Genomic DNA, 16,903 nt, shown 5'->3' with positions numbered 1-16,903 from the left:
TTACATAGTCGGAAGCCATAAGTCGAAATCTGTCTTTTCAGGACTTAGAGCTTAAGACTAACACTCATTTTACATTGACAAGACACTTAAAGCTTTCTGCTTTACGCATTCAGCTTTTAGCTTAAACAAATATCATTATGCAGTTAAAATGTGTAGCCATTGATGATGAACCGCTGGCGCTGGAGATCATCAAAAAATATGTATCAGATTATCCATCGCTGAAGATGGTAAATACTTTTGAAGACGCCATTTCGGGTGCAGAGTACCTAAAAAGAAACCCGGTAGATGTGCTGTTTGTGGATATTAATATGCCCGATATTACCGGGGTTGACCTGGTGCGCTCATTGGACGAAAAGCCGATGATTATATTTACCACGGCTTATAAAAAATTCGCGTTTGAAGGTTTTGAACTGGAGGCGTTGGATTACCTGCTGAAACCCATCAACAGCAACCGCTTTGGCGCAGCCGTGCATAAAGCCATTGATTATTATCAATTTAAGCATACCGACCACACCGCCGGGGATGAACACATTTATGTGCATTCGGAATACCGGGTGATAAAAATCGGAGTCAGGGATATCGAATACATTGAGAGTATGCAGGATTATATTAAAATCCACCTGCTCAGTGCCGAAAAGCCTATTCTTACGTTGATGTCGCTAAAAAGCATGATCGAAAAAATACCGGCCACCCAGTTCATCCGCATCCACCGAAGTTTTGTGGTGGCAAAGGCTCAAATCAGGTCAATATACAACCGCAAGGTAAAATTGCGCAATATCGAACTTCCGATAGGCACCAATTACGCCGATTTCATCAAAGACTGGTCTAAATAATTGTCTTTTAACCCGTTCATCGGCACATTGGGGGTATTAACCGACACATTGTTTTTAAACAGCGGCATTAAGGCGATTTTTATACTATAAACTTATTTAATCCCCTAAAAGATGAAAACTACAGGCAGCAAAAAGAAGATCCTGATTTTAGATAAAAACAGCAGAATGTTATCTGTAATTGATGATATTATGTATTATGGCAATTTTGATGTACACCTTACTTATGATCCTAATGCCATTTATGATAAAGCAAAAGTGATACATCCAGATCTGATCATTTTAGATTATTTACTGTTAGATATGGATTGCGCGTTAGTTTGCCAGGATTTTAAGGACGATGAGCAATTGAGGCAGGTACCCATAATTGTGGTTACAGCTTTCAAAAGCAAAAAAGCCGAACTGGAATCATACAAATGCGATGCTTTATTTGTAAAACCATTGGATATGGAATTGCTGGCATCACGGATGGAATATTTGATGGCATCGTAATTGGGTTGGATTGAGTTAGCGTAAGTTGATTAAGTTGGATTGAGTTGATTAAGTTGGAGCAAGTTAATCGAGTTGGAGTAAGATGATGGACTTGGATCAACTGAATTTAACCTAATCAACTTAATCCAACCTAATCAACCTAATCAACCTAATCAACCCAATCAACCGAAAACATCAATTTTGTAAAACCCGCGTAAACCTGTTAAGTTTAGCCTTTATTATTTACCGTACCTGCAATTATAAATGAAAATTAAAAGTAACATAGCTACCAGCGAAAACGGGTTTATTTTTAACCCGGCAACCGGCGATTCTTTTTCGGGAAATGCCATTGCTGCACTGCTGTTATTGGCTATGAAAAGTGGCAAAACAGAAAGTGAGATAAAGCAAGATATACTGAACAGGTATAACGTAAGTGAGCGCCAACTGGATCTTGACTGGGAAGATTGGATGGTACAGCTAAAGGAAGCAAACCTGCTTGAAACTGAAGGATAATGCCAAACAAGTACAGTAACTTATGTATTGCAGTTACCGGCCTTAACGCCAACGACAACCCAGGGCCGGGTATGGCGGTTATCCGCTCATTAAGGGAGGCTTTTGGGGCAGGATTAAGAGTTATCGGCTTATCCTATGAATCATTGGAGCCTGGGATTTATTTGCGGGAACATGTAAACAAAACCTATCAAATACCTTACCCAACAGAAGGTACCAGTGCCTTATTGGAAAGATTGGCCTATATCCATCAGCAGGAAAACCTGGATGTGGTTATTCCGAATTTTGATTCGGAGCTGTTTAATTTTATCAAGATAGCACCGCAGTTACAGCAAATGGGTATAGCTACTTTGCTGCCTTCGCAACAACAGTTGGCACTGCGTGATAAAGTAAATTTGAAGGATTTTGGAACAAAAAATGGATTTTATGTCCCTGCCGATCATAAAATATACCATGCCGATGAACTGAAAAAAGCAGCTGATGAGTTTAACTTCCCGATGGTAATAAAAGGGAAATTTTATGATGCCTATGTGGTATATACCATGGACCAGGCCCTTAAAGCGTTTCATCAGCTTAATGCCACATGGGGAGTACCGGTAATAGCACAGCAATACATAACCGGTACCGAAATAAATATAGCTGCGCTGGGCGATGGTAAAGGCAACAATACCAGCGTAGTGGCCATGCGGAAACTATATATTACCGATAAAGGCAAAGCTTGGGCCGGAGTTACCATCAAGGAAGATAAGCTTATTGAACTGGCCGGCAATTTTGCTAAAGCAACCAATTGGAAAGGTAGTTACGAAATGGAGATCATGAGCAATGCCGAGGGGCATTTATATATATTAGAGATTAACCCACGGTTTCCGGCATGGATTTATTTAACAGCCGCTGCCGGCCAAAACCAGCCCGAAGCTATGGTAAAAATGGCTTTGGGCGATGATGTTTTACCATACACCGATTACCAGGCAGGTAAACTGTTTGTGCGGTATTCATGGGACCACATTGCCGATATCAGCGATTTTCAGCACATATCGGTATTTGGCGAATTATAATTTGATTACAATGGAAAAGCTGAAATACGAAAAGCCATATATTAAAAAACTGCACGCCGGCGTGATGAACAAGTTTGGCACACGCACCGGCATACAGCCTATTAAAAGCATCGAGGGTGTTTCTGTTAAAAGCTTGGTCGACCAATACGGCTCGCCGGTTTTTGTATTATCAGAAAAACAGATCCGTAAAAACTACCGTTCGGCGTACCGGGCTTTCAGTACCCGTTACCCAAAGGTGCAATTTGCATGGAGTTATAAAACCAATTACCTGAATGCTGTTTGCCAGGTATTTCACCAGGAAGGTAGCTGGGCCGAAGTTGTATCCGGTTTTGAATATCAAAAAGCATTGGGCAACGGCGTGCCGGGCTGCAAAATTATTTTTAACGGGCCAGGCAAATCAAATGACGAATTAAAGCTGGCCATTGAAAACGACTCGCTTATCCATATAGATCATTTTGAAGAGCTTAACCAGCTGCTTGCATTAAGCAACAACCTGGCCAACAAACCACGAGTTGCCATTCGCGTAAATATGGATACCGGCGTATACCCGCTTTGGGACCGTTTTGGTTTTAATTATGAAAACGGCGAAGCATGGACAGCATTATCAAAGGTAATTGATTCGGGCAAGCTACAGCTGGCCGGGTTACATTGCCATATCGGCACATATATGCTTACAACAGCAGCCTACGGTATTGCGGCAACTAAACTATGTGATTTGGCTATGCGCTGCCAAACGCAATTGAGTCATAAAATAGAATATATTGATATGGGCGGTGGTTTTCCATCAACCAATACTTTAAAAGGCGCCTATTTGCCCGGGAATGACACGGTGCCTTCTGTTGATGATTTTGCCGAAGCTATTACATCGGTAATGCTCAATTTTGGCTTTGCAAATGACGATTTACCTTTACTTATCCTGGAAAGCGGCAGGTTATTAATAGATGACGCCGGTTACCTGCTGGGTACGGTAATAGCCAATAAACGCTTAAGTAATGGTAAAAGGGCTGCCATAATGAATTTTGGTGTTAATATTTTATTCACCTCATTTTGGTATGAACACCAGATAAGCCCGGCCCAGGACTTTGCGCCGCATACAGAAAATATGGTGGTTTACGGACCGCTATGCATGAATATTGACGTAATAAGGGAAAGCATTAACCTGCCCCTGCTTAACCCGGGCGATAACGTGGTAGTACACAAAGTTGGCGCTTACAACATGACGCAGTGGATGCAGTTTATAACACTTAGACCGGCTGTGGTTTTAATAGATGAACAGCAGCGCTCCCACCTTATCCGCAGCAACGAAACACTTGAATACACAGAAGGGCCCGAGCTTATGCCCCAACATTTAAAAGCCAGCAAGTGAAGCAAATCACAGCATTTATAAAATCGGTAGTTAGTTCCTATTCGGTACTGTTTTTTTCACAGAACCGAATATTGGGGACCATCTTGCTGTTGGTTTCTTTTTTTAATCCTGTATCTGGCTTTGCCGGGTTAGGTTGTGTTGTTTTTTCGTTAATAGTATGCCGGTTGTTAAAGTTTAATGGCGACAACCTGCAACTGGGTATTTACAGTTTTAATTGCCTGTTGTTGGGCATTGCCTTCGGCGCGTTTTATAGCGTAACCCCTGTGTTTCTGCTGTGGCTTTTTGTTGCCTGCTGTGCTGTAATTGTGGCCACCATCATTATCTCCACACGGTTAGGTACGCTGGGGTTGCCCATGCTATCATTGCCTTTTGTACTTATATTTTGGCTGGTGCTGCTGGCATCTAATAGTATTTTCGCTATGGGCCTGCAACAAAAAGACAGCTACCTGTTAGAAGAGATTTATGCCGGCCCGGGCAACCATATGGCAGGCATTGAGGGTTACCTGGCTACGGAATTGCCGCAATTTGTGAGTCTTTTCTTCCGCTCATTAAGTGCGGTGTTATTTCAGCATAATATCATCGCGGGGATGCTTATCAGTTTAGGGATGCTTATTCATTCGCGCATTGCTTTTAGCTTGCTTATCGTCAGCTTTGTAAGCGCAATTGGCATTAACGGGCTTACGCATACTTACCCAGAGGGAATTAGCTATTATCATTTAGGAGCCAATTTCATGATGGCTGCAGTAGCCATCGGAAGTTTTTTTACAATCCCATCCCTCCGCTCCTATTTGCTGGCAATTTTGAGCATCCCAATGGGCTTTCTTATTATTAACGGCTTAACAGGTTTTATGTCGGTACATGCATTGCCGGTATTTTCGCTTCCATTTTGTATCGTCAATATCAGCCTGTTGTATTTTTTAAAACTGCGGCATACCAGTGAAAAATTACAATTGGTTGTGTTCCAGCACTATTCGCCGGAACGAAACCTTTACCAGTTTTTAAACCAGGAGGAACGGCTGAACGATCTTAAATATTACAAACTTAACCTGCCGTTTATGGGGTATTGGACGGTGTCGCAGGGATACAATGGTAACATAACACACAAAGGAGACTGGGGCCAGGCACTGGATTTTGTGATCAGCGATGATGAACATAACACATTTCAGTATCCGGGTACCTTGCCCGAACATTTTTATTGCTTTAACAAACCTGTTTTGGCTTGCGGCCCCGGCGTTGTTGAACAGGTTGTAAACAATATAGAAGATAACGCCATCGGCAAAGAAAACCTTAAAGAAAACTGGGGAAACACCGTGGTGATCCGTCACGCAGCAGACTTTTATTCCAAAGTATCGCACCTCAAAAAAAATTCGGTAAAAGTTAAGCCCGGCGATGTTGTAAAAACCGGCGATTTGCTTGGTTTGTGCGGCAATTCGGGGCGGTCCCCCGAACCACATCTGCACTTTCAAGTGCAGGCTACGCCCTACATCGGGTCCAGAACGTTGAGTTATCCCATATCCCACTATATTAGCCGGGCTAAACACAAGAACAGCTTTATAAGCCATACGATACCTACAGAAGGCGAGCTTGTTGGCAATCCTGAAATTGACAACCAAATTAAAAAGGCATTTGATTTTCAACCAGGATATGTTGCAAGCCTGGTATCCGAAAATGGAACAACCGAAGATTGGGAGGTTTTTAAAGATGGATTAGGCCAATCTTACATCTATAGCAAAACAACAGGGGCAGTTGCCTATTTTATCAACAACGGCGTTATGTTTTATTTTACCAGTTTTTACGGTAGTAAGAAATCGCTGCTTTATAACTTTTACCTGGCGGCATACAAAGTTGTTTTTAGCAATAACGAAGGGATGCCAATAACCGACAAATTACCGCTTAACGAAACAGCCAATAAACTTTTACTTTGGATACAAGACGTTATTGCACCATTTTACGGGTTTATTAATATTAATTACCATAACTACAATCTGGTTAATAAAAATGGAGTAAGCATCACGTCTAAAATTCATACTGAAATAGCAGGTAAAAAAAACGAGGATGCTGAAGTAAGCGTTTATGTAGATCATGGCAACCTGGTTTCTTTCAGCATCAATTCAAATGGCAAAAACATTACAGCAAAATGGGGTACAAAAAACTAATACTGCTTTTTACTTTATTTGCTGCGCTGGCCGCTAAAGCGCAGGATAACAAATTTGCCGTAGCCGATAGCACTGCCGAACAACTGTACAATGCCGGCGATTGGAAACAAATGATCGTATTCGGCAACAAAGCCATTGCGGATAGCGTTGATTTTCCGGGCCTGCGTTTTAAGCTTGGCTATGCTTACATGATAACCGGAAACTACAAAGCGGCTATCGAACAGTTTGACCTGGTATTAAGTAATAATTCGGCCAATTTTACGGCACGCCTGTACGATTATTACTGCAATACCTATTTAAATAACGACCTTGGAGCATCATATAACGCCGGAAAACTGGATACGGCAACCAGGCGTTCTCTGAAACTTTCTCCATTTGGGGTGATAGATGCAGAACTGGAAAGCGGCCTAAAACTGCCCAACAATAGCCAGCGCGATAATGGTTTTTTTGAACGTGTTGGATTAAGTAACCGCCTGTCGTGGCGTTTGCAGTTAGATCAGTCGTTCATGTTTTTCAGTCAAAACATATTCCGGTCGTTATTTTACGACAAGGACGCAGACAAATATCTATCGGGTAAAACAGACAGGCAAACAGAATATTTTGTTAGGGCACAATTTGGTATTAGCCCGCATGTAAACGTCATTGGATCGTATCATTACATTTACACTACTTACCGGGGTAGCGTCAACAATAGTAATTTAGGTTTATTAGGAATAAAATACACTGGCCGTTTTGTTGACTTGCAGGCAGATGTTAATTTTGGCCGATTAATAAACAACACTTTAAAACAATATAATACCAGGCTAAATTTTTACCCATTGGGCAATCTTAATTTATACACAACAAGCAGGGCATCGGTATTAAACTTAAGCGGAACCAACAGTTTTGTATACAACCAGGCATTGGGCTTTAAAGCATTTAATAAAACATGGCTTGAAACATCGGCAACTTTTGGCAATCAAGACGATTATTTGGATGCTGATGGTCTTTATGTATATAATTCTATCGACCCAACAAAATTTAAATGCGGGGAAACAGTTTTTTACCAGTTAAACGCCCACGCCCTGTTGAATTTAAACTATATTTATGAAAAGAAGGCGGATATTTACCGTTCTGTAAACTATAATCAAAATTCTGTTACGTTAGGTATGATATGGAAATTTTAAAAAAAACGTTTATAGCAGTATTTTTAATTTTATTTGCGTTACAGCTACAGGCCCAAACAAATGCTGTGCTGCAAAAAGCATTTCGTAATAGCTATGTAAATGAGCAGAATAAGAATTATACGGCAGCTATCAACGATATTTATCCTTATCTGACTGATAACAGCTATGAGATAAATATCCGCTTAGGCTGGCTGCACTACCTCAACAAAAACTATACAGCTTCGCAAGCCTATTATCAAAAAGCCATTAGCATAAAACCTGGTGCTATTGAACCTAAGTTTGGCTATGTAAAACCCCTTTCGTTTTTACAAAGCTGGGATAAAGTGCTTGAACAATACCTTGCTATTTTAAAAATAGACCCGCAAAACACACAAGCCAATTACTGGGCCGGTGTAATTTATTATAACCGTAAACAATATGATGCCGCTGTAAGGTGTTTCCGGGTAGTTGTAACCCTTTATCCTTTTGATTATGATGGTAACCACATGCTAGGCTGGAGTACGCTGATGGCCGGCAAAAAAACAGATGCCAAACCCTTTTTTGAACGTGCGTTGGTTATTAAGCCTGCCGATGCTTCCAGCAGCGATGGATTAAACCGTTGTAATTGATTGATCGGTATAATATGACCGTTTATCGATTCACTAATTTTTTTGCGCAGCCTGCATTATACTTTTGATTAGATTAAAAACGATTGGCGAGTTTCTGTGTTAAATATCGGCCAACCATTAAGGTGCCATTACCGTATATAAGTTATAAATGAAAATAAAATATTTACTTTTAAAAATGCAGCTTATTGGCTGTCTTTCAATAACTATAGCTTTTAGTTCCTGCAAAAAAGATAAAACAAGTGCGGTTGTAAACGCAACGCCGGTAACCATTGGTTTATACGAATATGCCAGCGACGTTGATAAAAGGCTATTAGTTCCTATTACAAAAATAGGCACGCAAACTGTAAACTACGGGACTATATTTGATACCGGATCACCGGGAATGACCCTGGATGCTACCGGTATTTTGCCTGCATCAATGATAACTTCTACGGGTATCACAGTAACAGGCGACTCAACGGTTGTAAATGGCATCACGGTAACCTCAAAAACATCAACAGTAAGTTTTGGAGATGCAACAGGTACCACAACAGAATACGGAAATTTAGCTTATGCCAACATTACCGTTGGCAATTCATTAGGAAGCCTGGAATTAAAACGGGTTCCATTTTTTTTATATTACAAAATAAAAGACAGCAAGGGTAACACATATCCCGCCCATTCGGCGGATGTTTTTGGGGTAGGAACGGGAACGAGCAGCACAAATACGAATATATCGAGCCCGTTAAAATCCTATTCTTACGGTACTGGCCTAACCAGCGGCTTTAAACTGGCAACGTTAAGCAGTACGTCGTTCCTGGGCACGCCTACGTATGTTTCCAACTTACTTACGGTTGGGTTAACCAGTGCCGATTTATCGTCGGCTGGGTTTATTATGCACCCATTATTGCTAAAATACAGCTACAACCCATACATCGAAGGAACGTTAACTTATAACAATAAAACCATTGATGCTATATTTTTATTTGATACAGGTACGCCATCAGTTAGCACTATCGAAGACAAGCTTGCGGTCGCCGCTGTCTCTTTGCCCACCAATACGACAGTTACCTTAAAAACCAACCAGGGTTTTACTTATACCTATGTTACATCAAGCACAGGTAATCTTACGCAGGTAGCAAACCCTAATACTACACAAGATTACCGCACCATTTTCAGCCTCGACTTTTTTATAAAAAACGAGTATTTGACAAATTACGCAAGTCGCGTTATTGGGTTAAAGAATAATTAACAGTAAAATTCATTCATCGATAAATAACCGCCTTTTATCGACACATCGTTGTCTGGTAACCCCCATCACTGGTAATTTTAATTAACAACCCCGATAACCATATCGGGTACCATTATTAATCAAAATAAATCCAGATGAAAACGAAAATTACTTATTTATGGGTATTGGCGCTTGCTGTTACGTTCGGTTTTGCTTCATGCCAAAAAGAAAGCGGATCTAAAACAACAACTACAACTACCCCAACTTCTACAACCATTGCGTCAACAGGGGCTATTGCCATCAGCCTGGCTTCGGGTACAACCGACTCGGTTTATATGGTTGGCTGCTTGGGCCATCATGACAAAAAAGACTCTGTTGCATTTAGTGCGCTGCCAACAGCTATTGGCACTTACCTTGCCGCAAGTTACAGCGGCTACACGTTTAAAAAAGCATATGCAATTACCGATAGTGCCAAAACAGTTATTAACTACATTGTGGTAATTAAATATAACAATGCATTGGTTGGCCTTAAATTTACCGCTGCCGGTGTATTTGTAAGTACCCTTGAACAGCGCGACGGACATGATTTACAAGGCCCGGGATGGCACCACGGCGGCCCGTTTGATAACAGGGATGGTAAACACCGTGATACCGTAGCGTTAACGGCTTTGCCATCTGCGGTAAGCAGCTATTTTAAAGCCACTTACCCAACAGACACTTTGCTTCATGCGTCTATTACGCCAGATAGCGCCTATGTATTAGTAAGTAAAAACAAAGGTTTATTTATTACAGTTGTTAAAGCAACAGGAACTTTAGTAAAACGTACCCAAATTGACAAACACGTTGGCACCCATGTTGCGGTAACGGCGGCTAACCTGCCAGCTGCCATTACCACTTATTTAACAACAACCTACCCCGGCTACGTTTTTGACAAAGCTTTTTCGCATAGTGTAAGCGGAGTTATTAAAGGGTATGATGTAGAGATTACCTCCAACAGTACTAAGTATGTAGTTGTATTTGATGCTACAGGCACCTTTGTAAAAGCCTTCGCTGTTCATTAAAACATTCCTGATTAATATATATAGTAAAGCCGGTCCTCGTTAAACTGAGGCCGGCTTTTTTATTTTCATCCCTGGCGTCTGTTTCTCCTGGAAATAAATAAGCTCTGTTGTCTGGGATACCTATAGTTCAACTACTTTTTAGGCTGATAAAGCTGGTTTAAAAAAATAGTAATGCCATACTTAGCATTTTTCCATTTTTCGTCAAGCGCATCAGGCACTGCGCCGGGGCTTTGGGCAAAATTACCGGCAATAATGTCTATATCCCCATCGCCGTCAATATCTGCTTTTTCGAGTGTGAGCGACTTTAGCGGAATATCGCTTTTAAGTGTGTAGGATTTGAAGGTGAATTTTTTTTGATCCGTATTTTCGAGGTAAACAAATGATTCATCAACCAGCTTACCAAAGTCGGGGAAGAAAGCGCTGCAGGCAAAATCGATATCGCCATCTTTGTCAAAATCTTCTGCTACTACACGGGTTACGCCGTATATGGGATAAAAAAACTGTTCTTTAAAAACACCGTCGCCCTGGTTAATATTGATGCGTATACCGTGATAGGCTTTCAATATCTGCGAATAATCTGCATTATCGCCATGTACCGTTACAATATCCATCAGGCCATCGTGGTTATAGTCAACAAGTGTCATATCGGTGGTGCCATAATCAGGCGGAAAACGCAGCACACGTTTGGCTTTAAACTTAAGGTTATCTTTCTGATAAAATATATACACACTTTCATCACCTTGCGAAAACATAGCAACAATATCCTTTTTGCCATCGCCATCCATATCTTTTATATAGCATTTTATAGCTCCCGGGAGCGGCAGCAGCACATCCTCGGTATACTTGCCTGCTTTGTTTTTTTTAAACAATGAAAGGCCGCCTGTTTTATTACCAAAATTACAAACGATGATCTCGGGTACATCATCGTTGTTCAGGTCTTCAATCTCGGTATGCACAGGGCGGTGCAATAAGCTCAGTAGTGTTGTGCTCGCGCTATCTTTGTAATTAACATATGCACCCAGGCTCAGTTCGCTCGGGTACAACTTTCCTATTTCTGTAAAATATGTATTGTCTTTATAAAAATTGAAATCAACAACCGGGCTTTTTGTTTGGATGGTTTTGGTTACCCCGATATTATATTTCCAGGTAAGCACTTCGTTAAAATAATTACCTATCCATAAAGTTTTGTTTGCTGTGTCGTACTCCAGCCCGGTTATCATTGAAGGTCCTTCGGCGCTCACCTGGATATCCTGCCGGGTAAATTGTTTTAAAGGGTTATTACGGTTTAGCCGGCTTTCATCAGCCATGACAGTGTCAGGCGCCAGGTCGGTAATGTATTTTACAAGCTTGCTCCACTCCTCCTGTGTTAATACAGCCTGATCAGGAATAATATTATGCTTGTTAACAATTGCCTTTTCTTCGTCTGATAAACCCCGCAACGGGTTATAACCAGGATAAATGATTCCCATTCGGGCAGCCATAACAGGCAATACATGCTGTGTCCATACCCGTTTAGTTAAACCTGCCGGATCAGGCAACATGTGGCAGCTGGCGCAAAAAACAGTAAATAAAGCTTTACCGTTATCATCGGTTTTATACCGCTTTGACTTTGCGGCAACAGAGTAAGTTGTAAATGAATTCAGACCGATCATCAGGGTTAGCAGGAAAAGTGCTGTTATGATGACCGGTCTGATTTTCATATTTGTCTCTATTCGTCAATACTTATCGTTCGCGGAACATTTGAGGCGTTCCAACCATTAATGCTCACTTCAAGCTTTTTCTTAGATGCGGGTGCATTATAATCAATAATTAACTTTTTTTCCTCTCCCGGCAACACTGTAACATAATTATCACTGTAAAATGCCGGCAATATCCTTGTTTTACTATCTGCATCTACCAACGATACCCGGTTAAAAAAAGCAAGCACACTATTCTCTTTGTTAACTAACGTAACTTCTACCCTGCCTGGTTTTATATATTTTGCTTTAACCGATAATTCTTCGGCTTTCATTTTTTGCAGACCGGAAAATCCGCCTTTGCTATCCGGAATCCAGTAAGTATTATCAGTAATTAATTTTTTGTTTTCATCCAGCAACTGTAACGACAGAAAAACTCCCTCCTTTGCAGCCAGTTTGTCAACTGTACCTTTTATAGAGAAGTACTTTTTAACGGTAGTGGCGTTTATATCTGCAAAAACCTGGGTTAGCAAATTTTCTTTGCCCTCCATATCATAAGTTTTTACTACCATCATCATACTGCGCCTTGCTTTAAAAGTATTGTTAGCCACCATTACCATTCCGTTAATTGGGTTGTACATGATATGGAATGGGGCACTGCCGTTATGCAAGCCATATAAACAGGCATTGGGGTCAAGGTAATAGTCATACATCTGGCCACGCATGGCTGTCCATGGATTTTGGGTTTTCCAGATGATGAAACCTGTATACCAGTCCCACATGTGCGATGTAAAACCTTCGGCAAGGCCGCGATACTGGTCGTAGTTTACCAGTTGGGCTTTCATGGCAAAATCGGCAGCATTTTTGGCTTTACCATATTTATTAATGGCGGTATCATAGCCAATATATTTATGATAATCCCAAACGCTGTCTGTTTTTGTTTTGTGGGTTTCTTCGTCATATACGGGCGGTATCATGTTGGCTGTGGGTATAAAACGCTTCAACGATTCATAATCGCCAACGCCAACCGAGCCAACTTCGGAATTGAAAGGAAATGTTTTAAACTCCCAGAATACCGACAACGGCTGAATTCCGTATGGCCCATCCCCGTTACCACCCAACACATTGTGCGACATGCTATCGGAGTTGGAGTAATCAACAAACCAGCGGGTATTATCCAATTTTGGCAAAATGGTATCGCGCAAAGCAGTAAGGATATCTTCAGGCGGGGTTATCTCGTTCCCCCCACACCAAATGGCCAGTGACGCATAATTACGTACCATTTTTATCTGGTCAATTGCCGAGCGTAAGAACAACCCGTGATCATCAGGGTATTGGCGGCGTGTCCATTGGTCGTCCAGTTTTTGTGGATCCTGCCAGCGGCCATTACAGTCGCCAGATCCCCACAAATCCTGGAAAACCAGCATACCGTATCTATCACAGGCCTCAAAAAACTCAGGACGTTCAATCATGGCGCCACCCCATATCCTGATCAGGTTCAGGTTCATATCGCGATGATAACGCACTTCGGCATCATAACGCATATCCGAAAGGCGCAGCATGGCATCAGATATTACCCAGTTACCTCCTTTGATAAAAATTTTCTGGCCATTAACCATAATCTGGCGGCTGCCGGTATGTTCGTTATATTCACTCGTCAGTTGGCGTACCCCTATATTAAGCTGATGCTGATCTGAAACAGCCTTACCCGCCGCGGTAAACTTTAACTTGAAATTATAAAGATGTTGGTCGCCGTAACCATTAGGCCACCAGAGTTTAGGATTGGTAAGGTTGTAATCGGCAAAACTAACATTGGTAGTAGAGTTTGGTTTCAGGCTAACTGCTTTTGAGATAGTTTTACCATCCAGTTCAAAACTTAACGAGCCATTTACCGCTGCCGGCGTTGGGTTGCTTAATTCGGCCGCTACTTTAATAACAGCGGGTTGTTGCGCCCCTTCCGGAAGCCTTACCCCGGGTACCAGTGTTACAATGTGTTCGTCTGCAATGCGTACTGCTCCTGTTTTTTGAATGGTTACCTTGTCCCATATACCAGTATTCCTGTCGCGCATGGGCTGTATCCAATCCCAGCCTGCTGTGTACTGTAAACCAACGTTACGCGCAATTGTACCGTCGCCGCCCTGGCCGCCATTTGGGTTGCCAACAACATCTGGCGGATGCACCAATACAGCCAGGCGGTTATCTCCATTTTTTGCAAGATAAGCCGTTATATTGTAGTTAAACCGCAAAAACATCCCTTTTTGAATTGTTTTGTTCAGCTTATGGCCGTTCAAATAAATATCGCAGCTATAGTTAATTCCCCTAAAATTAAGGTAAACCTGGTTACTGCCGGTTGCCGGCGTTTCTTTAAAATCTTTGGTAAACCAATAGGTATAATAATCGGCACCGGTTTTATAAATATCGGCTATGTGCTCGTTGTTCATGCCCCAAAATGGATCGGGCACTTTTTGGTTGTTTAATAACGTGGTCAATACTGTTCCCGGTACAGTAGCCGGCATCCAGGCTGCAGTGTTAAATGCTGTAGTCGATAGTACTGTTCCGCTTTCTTTTACACTGCCGATAGGCGCACACTTCCAGCCGGAATTTAGTTCGTAACTACTTTGGGCGTATATATTAGCAAAGGGCAGTATCAGAGCCAGCGTAACAAGCAGTTTTAGCTTTGCCGGCCTGTAAGTTAAAGTTGGGGGCATTTTTTATAGTTTAGTATATGATGTAGTAAATGTTAATATTGAATTTTAAATACCGCTGCTTGTTTTAAACCAGATTGCGTTTGCAAAGATGAAGGTATAGTTATATTTACCACGCCTTCGCCCAGGGTGTATTTAACTTTTGCTTTAACACCCAGCAAACTAATTTTTTTCACTTTGTTTTTACCTGTCAGGTGCAAAGCAATTTTTTCAGGCAAAACCACATCATCCTGGTCTTTGGGCGCCAGCACAAAAGCGTATACGCTATTACCTGCTTTGGTATAGTAGGTATTTCCCTCAGAGTACGGCGCTATAGCATCCGAACTATAAATACCATCCCCGTTAATTTTCATCCAGTCGCCAATTTGCTTGAGGCGACTGTAAGCCACCGGATCCCAATCGCCATCAGGGCCGGGGCCAATGTTCATGAGCAGGTTACCGCCGCGTGAAACAATTTTTACCAACAGGGTTACTATTTCATTAGCTGATTTATAATGGTCGCCGGCCACATAACTCCAGGAATTGCCCATGGTAATACAGCTTTCCCAGGGATGATCAAGCGGCGCATCGGGCACCTGTTGTTCAGGCGTGGTATAATTTTCATATTGGCCGGCTACCGTACGATCAACAACGATAAGACCCGGTTGCTTAATCCTGGCTGCTTTTGCAATTTTTGCCATATCAATATCCTGGTCATACGGAATGGTACGTTGCCAGTCAACAGCGGTGTCTATTGTATTTTTGGGCCGTACCCAACCGCCATCCAGCCACAAAATATCAACTTTGCCGTAATCGGTCATCAATTCCTGTATCTGGTTAAAGGTAAAATCCTTAAACTTTTGCCAGCGATCTGGATGTTTGGCCGGATCGTAGTTTACATTTCTGTCCTTGGGCGGAAAATATGGCCACCAATAATATTCGGTATGCCAGTCGGGCTTTGAAAAATAAGCCCCGATCATAAAATTCTCTTTGCTAAAGGCGCTGAAAACTTCCTTGGCCACATTACTGCGCGGGTTACTTGAAAACGGCGTTTTGGTGCTGGTTACTTTATAATCTGTTTGTTTTGTGTCAAACATGCTAAAGCCATCATGGTGTTTAGTAGTAAATACCACATATTTCATCCCGGCATATTTGGCCGCTGCCACCCACTTTTCGGGGTTAAATTTGGTTGGATTAAAAGTAGTTTGTAAATTTTCATAGGCCTTTTTATATCCGTTATAATCGGCACTGTAAGGCCCGCGACGCTGGGTCCAGCCTTCATCTTCGGGGCAAATACTCCAGCTTTCAACTACCCCCCATTGGCTGTAAGTACCCCAATGCATAAACAGCCCAAACTTAAGGCCCTGCCATTTATGAAGATTTTTTTGCACCAGCGAATCATCAGGTACCACATAATCTTTTGACATATTATGTTGTTGTGACATCGCTTTACCCATGGGTAAAAGGAGTGCTATAATAAAAAGGAGTTTTTTCATTTATATATTTATTTTTTGTTTCTTTATTAAAATAACCAATTAAAACATCTCAAAAGCAAATTCTGATAAAATCCAATAAATACAGGATAAAATTCGGGTATTTTTACCAACTTTTTTTGAGTATTAAATTATAAAAAAGCGCACTTAGTGTAACAAGTACAAGATGAACTAACAGGCAAAAATGTTAAAAAAGCACCAATACCCTACTATATTTATATACATTTCAACCAAAATAGCAACATAAAATGTCAATTAAACATTTTAAAACCGCCTAAAATGGCCCTAAAACACACTATTGACAACTTTTACAGCCAATTTGCCTACACACTAAGTAAATTTATTTTGAGTTAAGTTGGTTTACAGTAAAAAAGTTGTTAAAATTAAAATAAATACTTGTTTTTGTTATCAAATTGTTACATTGCATCGTTATATTGTTTTGGTGAACACTAACTATTAAACTATTGAAAATTTCTAAAACAGATACTTCGGGGTTATGGCAACGGCTTTGTTTTAATGATGATATTAAAGCATTTGAGTTATTGTTTCATAATTTAAATACCCGGCTTATTAAGTTCTGTATTTTTTATATTCGCCAGAAAGAAGCGGCCGAAGAC

General features: G+C 41.2%; 13 protein-coding genes. 10 read left to right on the top strand and 3 right to left on the bottom strand.

Annotation, left to right across the window (positions count from 1 at the left end; genetic code table 11):
* The first annotated feature begins 137 nt into the window (after window positions 1-137).
* From AC1DU2_RS19110 to AC1DU2_RS19065, 10 genes are all read left to right on the top strand, one after another.
* Complete coding sequence (locus AC1DU2_RS19110; RefSeq protein ID WP_477386074.1) at window positions 138-833, top strand: LytR/AlgR family response regulator transcription factor; 696 nt, start codon at window positions 138-140, stop codon at window positions 831-833.
* 111 nt (window positions 834-944) lie between these two features.
* Window positions 945-1,322 carry a response regulator gene (locus tag AC1DU2_RS19105; RefSeq protein ID WP_147059908.1) on the top strand — a complete coding sequence of 126 codons (378 nt, stop codon included), beginning with the start codon at window positions 945-947 and terminating at the stop codon, window positions 1,320-1,322.
* Between the two features lie 243 nt (window positions 1,323-1,565).
* The gene (locus AC1DU2_RS19100; RefSeq protein ID WP_147059906.1) at window positions 1,566-1,814 is read left to right on the top strand and encodes a PqqD family peptide modification chaperone; all 249 of its coding nucleotides are present in this window, start codon (window positions 1,566-1,568) and stop codon (window positions 1,812-1,814) included.
* Window positions 1,814-2,866, top strand: coding sequence for an ATP-grasp domain-containing protein (locus tag AC1DU2_RS19095; protein ID WP_477360936.1), 1,053 nt, complete (start codon window positions 1,814-1,816; stop codon window positions 2,864-2,866). Before AC1DU2_RS19100 ends, AC1DU2_RS19095 begins: the two co-directional genes overlap by 1 nt.
* A 10-nt stretch (window positions 2,867-2,876) precedes the next feature.
* Window positions 2,877-4,232: a hypothetical protein gene (locus tag AC1DU2_RS19090; RefSeq protein WP_477386072.1), complete on the top strand. Its 1,356-nt coding sequence runs from the start codon at window positions 2,877-2,879 to the stop codon at window positions 4,230-4,232.
* Window positions 4,229-6,388, top strand: a complete 2,160-nt coding sequence (locus AC1DU2_RS19085; protein ID WP_477386070.1) for an urea transporter — start codon at window positions 4,229-4,231, stop codon at window positions 6,386-6,388. Before AC1DU2_RS19090 ends, AC1DU2_RS19085 begins: the two co-directional genes overlap by 4 nt.
* Window positions 6,370-7,554, top strand: a complete 1,185-nt coding sequence (locus AC1DU2_RS19080; RefSeq protein ID WP_477386068.1) for a tetratricopeptide repeat protein — start codon at window positions 6,370-6,372, stop codon at window positions 7,552-7,554. The genes AC1DU2_RS19085 and AC1DU2_RS19080 overlap by 19 nt, the downstream gene beginning before the upstream one ends.
* Window positions 7,542-8,162 carry a tetratricopeptide repeat protein gene (locus tag AC1DU2_RS19075; protein WP_477360928.1) on the top strand — a complete coding sequence of 207 codons (621 nt, stop codon included), beginning with the start codon at window positions 7,542-7,544 and terminating at the stop codon, window positions 8,160-8,162. The genes AC1DU2_RS19080 and AC1DU2_RS19075 overlap by 13 nt, the downstream gene beginning before the upstream one ends.
* A gap of 148 nt (window positions 8,163-8,310) precedes the next feature.
* A complete protein-coding gene (locus AC1DU2_RS19070) occupies window positions 8,311-9,393 on the top strand; it encodes a hypothetical protein (RefSeq protein ID WP_477386066.1) in 1,083 nt (360 codons plus the stop codon).
* Window positions 9,394-9,527: 134 nt separating this feature from the next.
* Window positions 9,528-10,433, top strand: a complete 906-nt coding sequence (locus AC1DU2_RS19065) for a PepSY-like domain-containing protein (protein WP_477386064.1) — start codon at window positions 9,528-9,530, stop codon at window positions 10,431-10,433.
* Between the two features lie 131 nt (window positions 10,434-10,564).
* Here the strand turns inward: AC1DU2_RS19065 and AC1DU2_RS19060 are convergent, their stop codons facing one another.
* Genes AC1DU2_RS19060 through AC1DU2_RS19050 form a run of 3 tightly spaced genes read right to left on the bottom strand, consistent with a single transcriptional unit; the run spans window position 10,565 to window position 16,289 of the window.
* On the bottom strand, window positions 10,565-12,133 hold the full coding sequence (locus AC1DU2_RS19060; RefSeq protein ID WP_477386062.1) for an FG-GAP-like repeat-containing protein: 1,569 nt from the start codon (window positions 12,131-12,133) through the stop codon (window positions 10,565-10,567).
* An 8-nt stretch (window positions 12,134-12,141) separates the two neighbouring features.
* Window positions 12,142-14,817, bottom strand: a complete 2,676-nt coding sequence (locus tag AC1DU2_RS19055) for a glycoside hydrolase family 2 protein (RefSeq protein ID WP_477386060.1) — start codon at window positions 14,815-14,817, stop codon at window positions 12,142-12,144.
* A gap of 32 nt (window positions 14,818-14,849) precedes the next feature.
* Window positions 14,850-16,289 (bottom strand): alpha-L-fucosidase, encoded by a 1,440-nt coding sequence (locus AC1DU2_RS19050; protein ID WP_477386058.1) that lies wholly within the window; start codon window positions 16,287-16,289, stop codon window positions 14,850-14,852.
* Window positions 16,290-16,903: the final 614 nt, after the last annotated feature.

This window comes from Mucilaginibacter sp. P4_C11 (genome assembly GCF_056402115.1).
This window is presented reverse-complemented; position numbering and strand designations above follow the sequence as displayed.

Excerpts from the sequence above, each read along its gene's own strand:
- AC1DU2_RS19055 (WP_477386060.1), bottom strand. The coding sequence starts at position 14,817 with ATGCCCCCAACTTTAACTTACAGGCCGGCAAAGCTAAAACTGCTTGTT.
- AC1DU2_RS19070 (WP_477386066.1), top strand. The coding sequence starts at position 8,311 with ATGAAAATAAAATATTTACTTTTAAAAATGCAGCTTATTGGCTGTCTT.
- AC1DU2_RS19110 (WP_477386074.1), top strand. The coding sequence starts at position 138 with ATGCAGTTAAAATGTGTAGCCATTGATGATGAACCGCTGGCGCTGGAG.
- AC1DU2_RS19065 (WP_477386064.1), top strand. The coding sequence starts at position 9,528 with ATGAAAACGAAAATTACTTATTTATGGGTATTGGCGCTTGCTGTTACG.
- AC1DU2_RS19105 (WP_147059908.1), top strand. The coding sequence starts at position 945 with ATGAAAACTACAGGCAGCAAAAAGAAGATCCTGATTTTAGATAAAAAC.
- AC1DU2_RS19060 (WP_477386062.1), bottom strand. The coding sequence starts at position 12,133 with ATGAAAATCAGACCGGTCATCATAACAGCACTTTTCCTGCTAACCCTG.
- AC1DU2_RS19100 (WP_147059906.1), top strand. The coding sequence starts at position 1,566 with ATGAAAATTAAAAGTAACATAGCTACCAGCGAAAACGGGTTTATTTTT.
- AC1DU2_RS19080 (WP_477386068.1), top strand. The coding sequence starts at position 6,370 with ATGGGGTACAAAAAACTAATACTGCTTTTTACTTTATTTGCTGCGCTG.
- AC1DU2_RS19075 (WP_477360928.1), top strand. The coding sequence starts at position 7,542 with ATGGAAATTTTAAAAAAAACGTTTATAGCAGTATTTTTAATTTTATTT.
- AC1DU2_RS19050 (WP_477386058.1), bottom strand. The coding sequence starts at position 16,289 with ATGAAAAAACTCCTTTTTATTATAGCACTCCTTTTACCCATGGGTAAA.
- AC1DU2_RS19090 (WP_477386072.1), top strand. The coding sequence starts at position 2,877 with ATGGAAAAGCTGAAATACGAAAAGCCATATATTAAAAAACTGCACGCC.
- AC1DU2_RS19095 (WP_477360936.1), top strand. The coding sequence starts at position 1,814 with ATGCCAAACAAGTACAGTAACTTATGTATTGCAGTTACCGGCCTTAAC.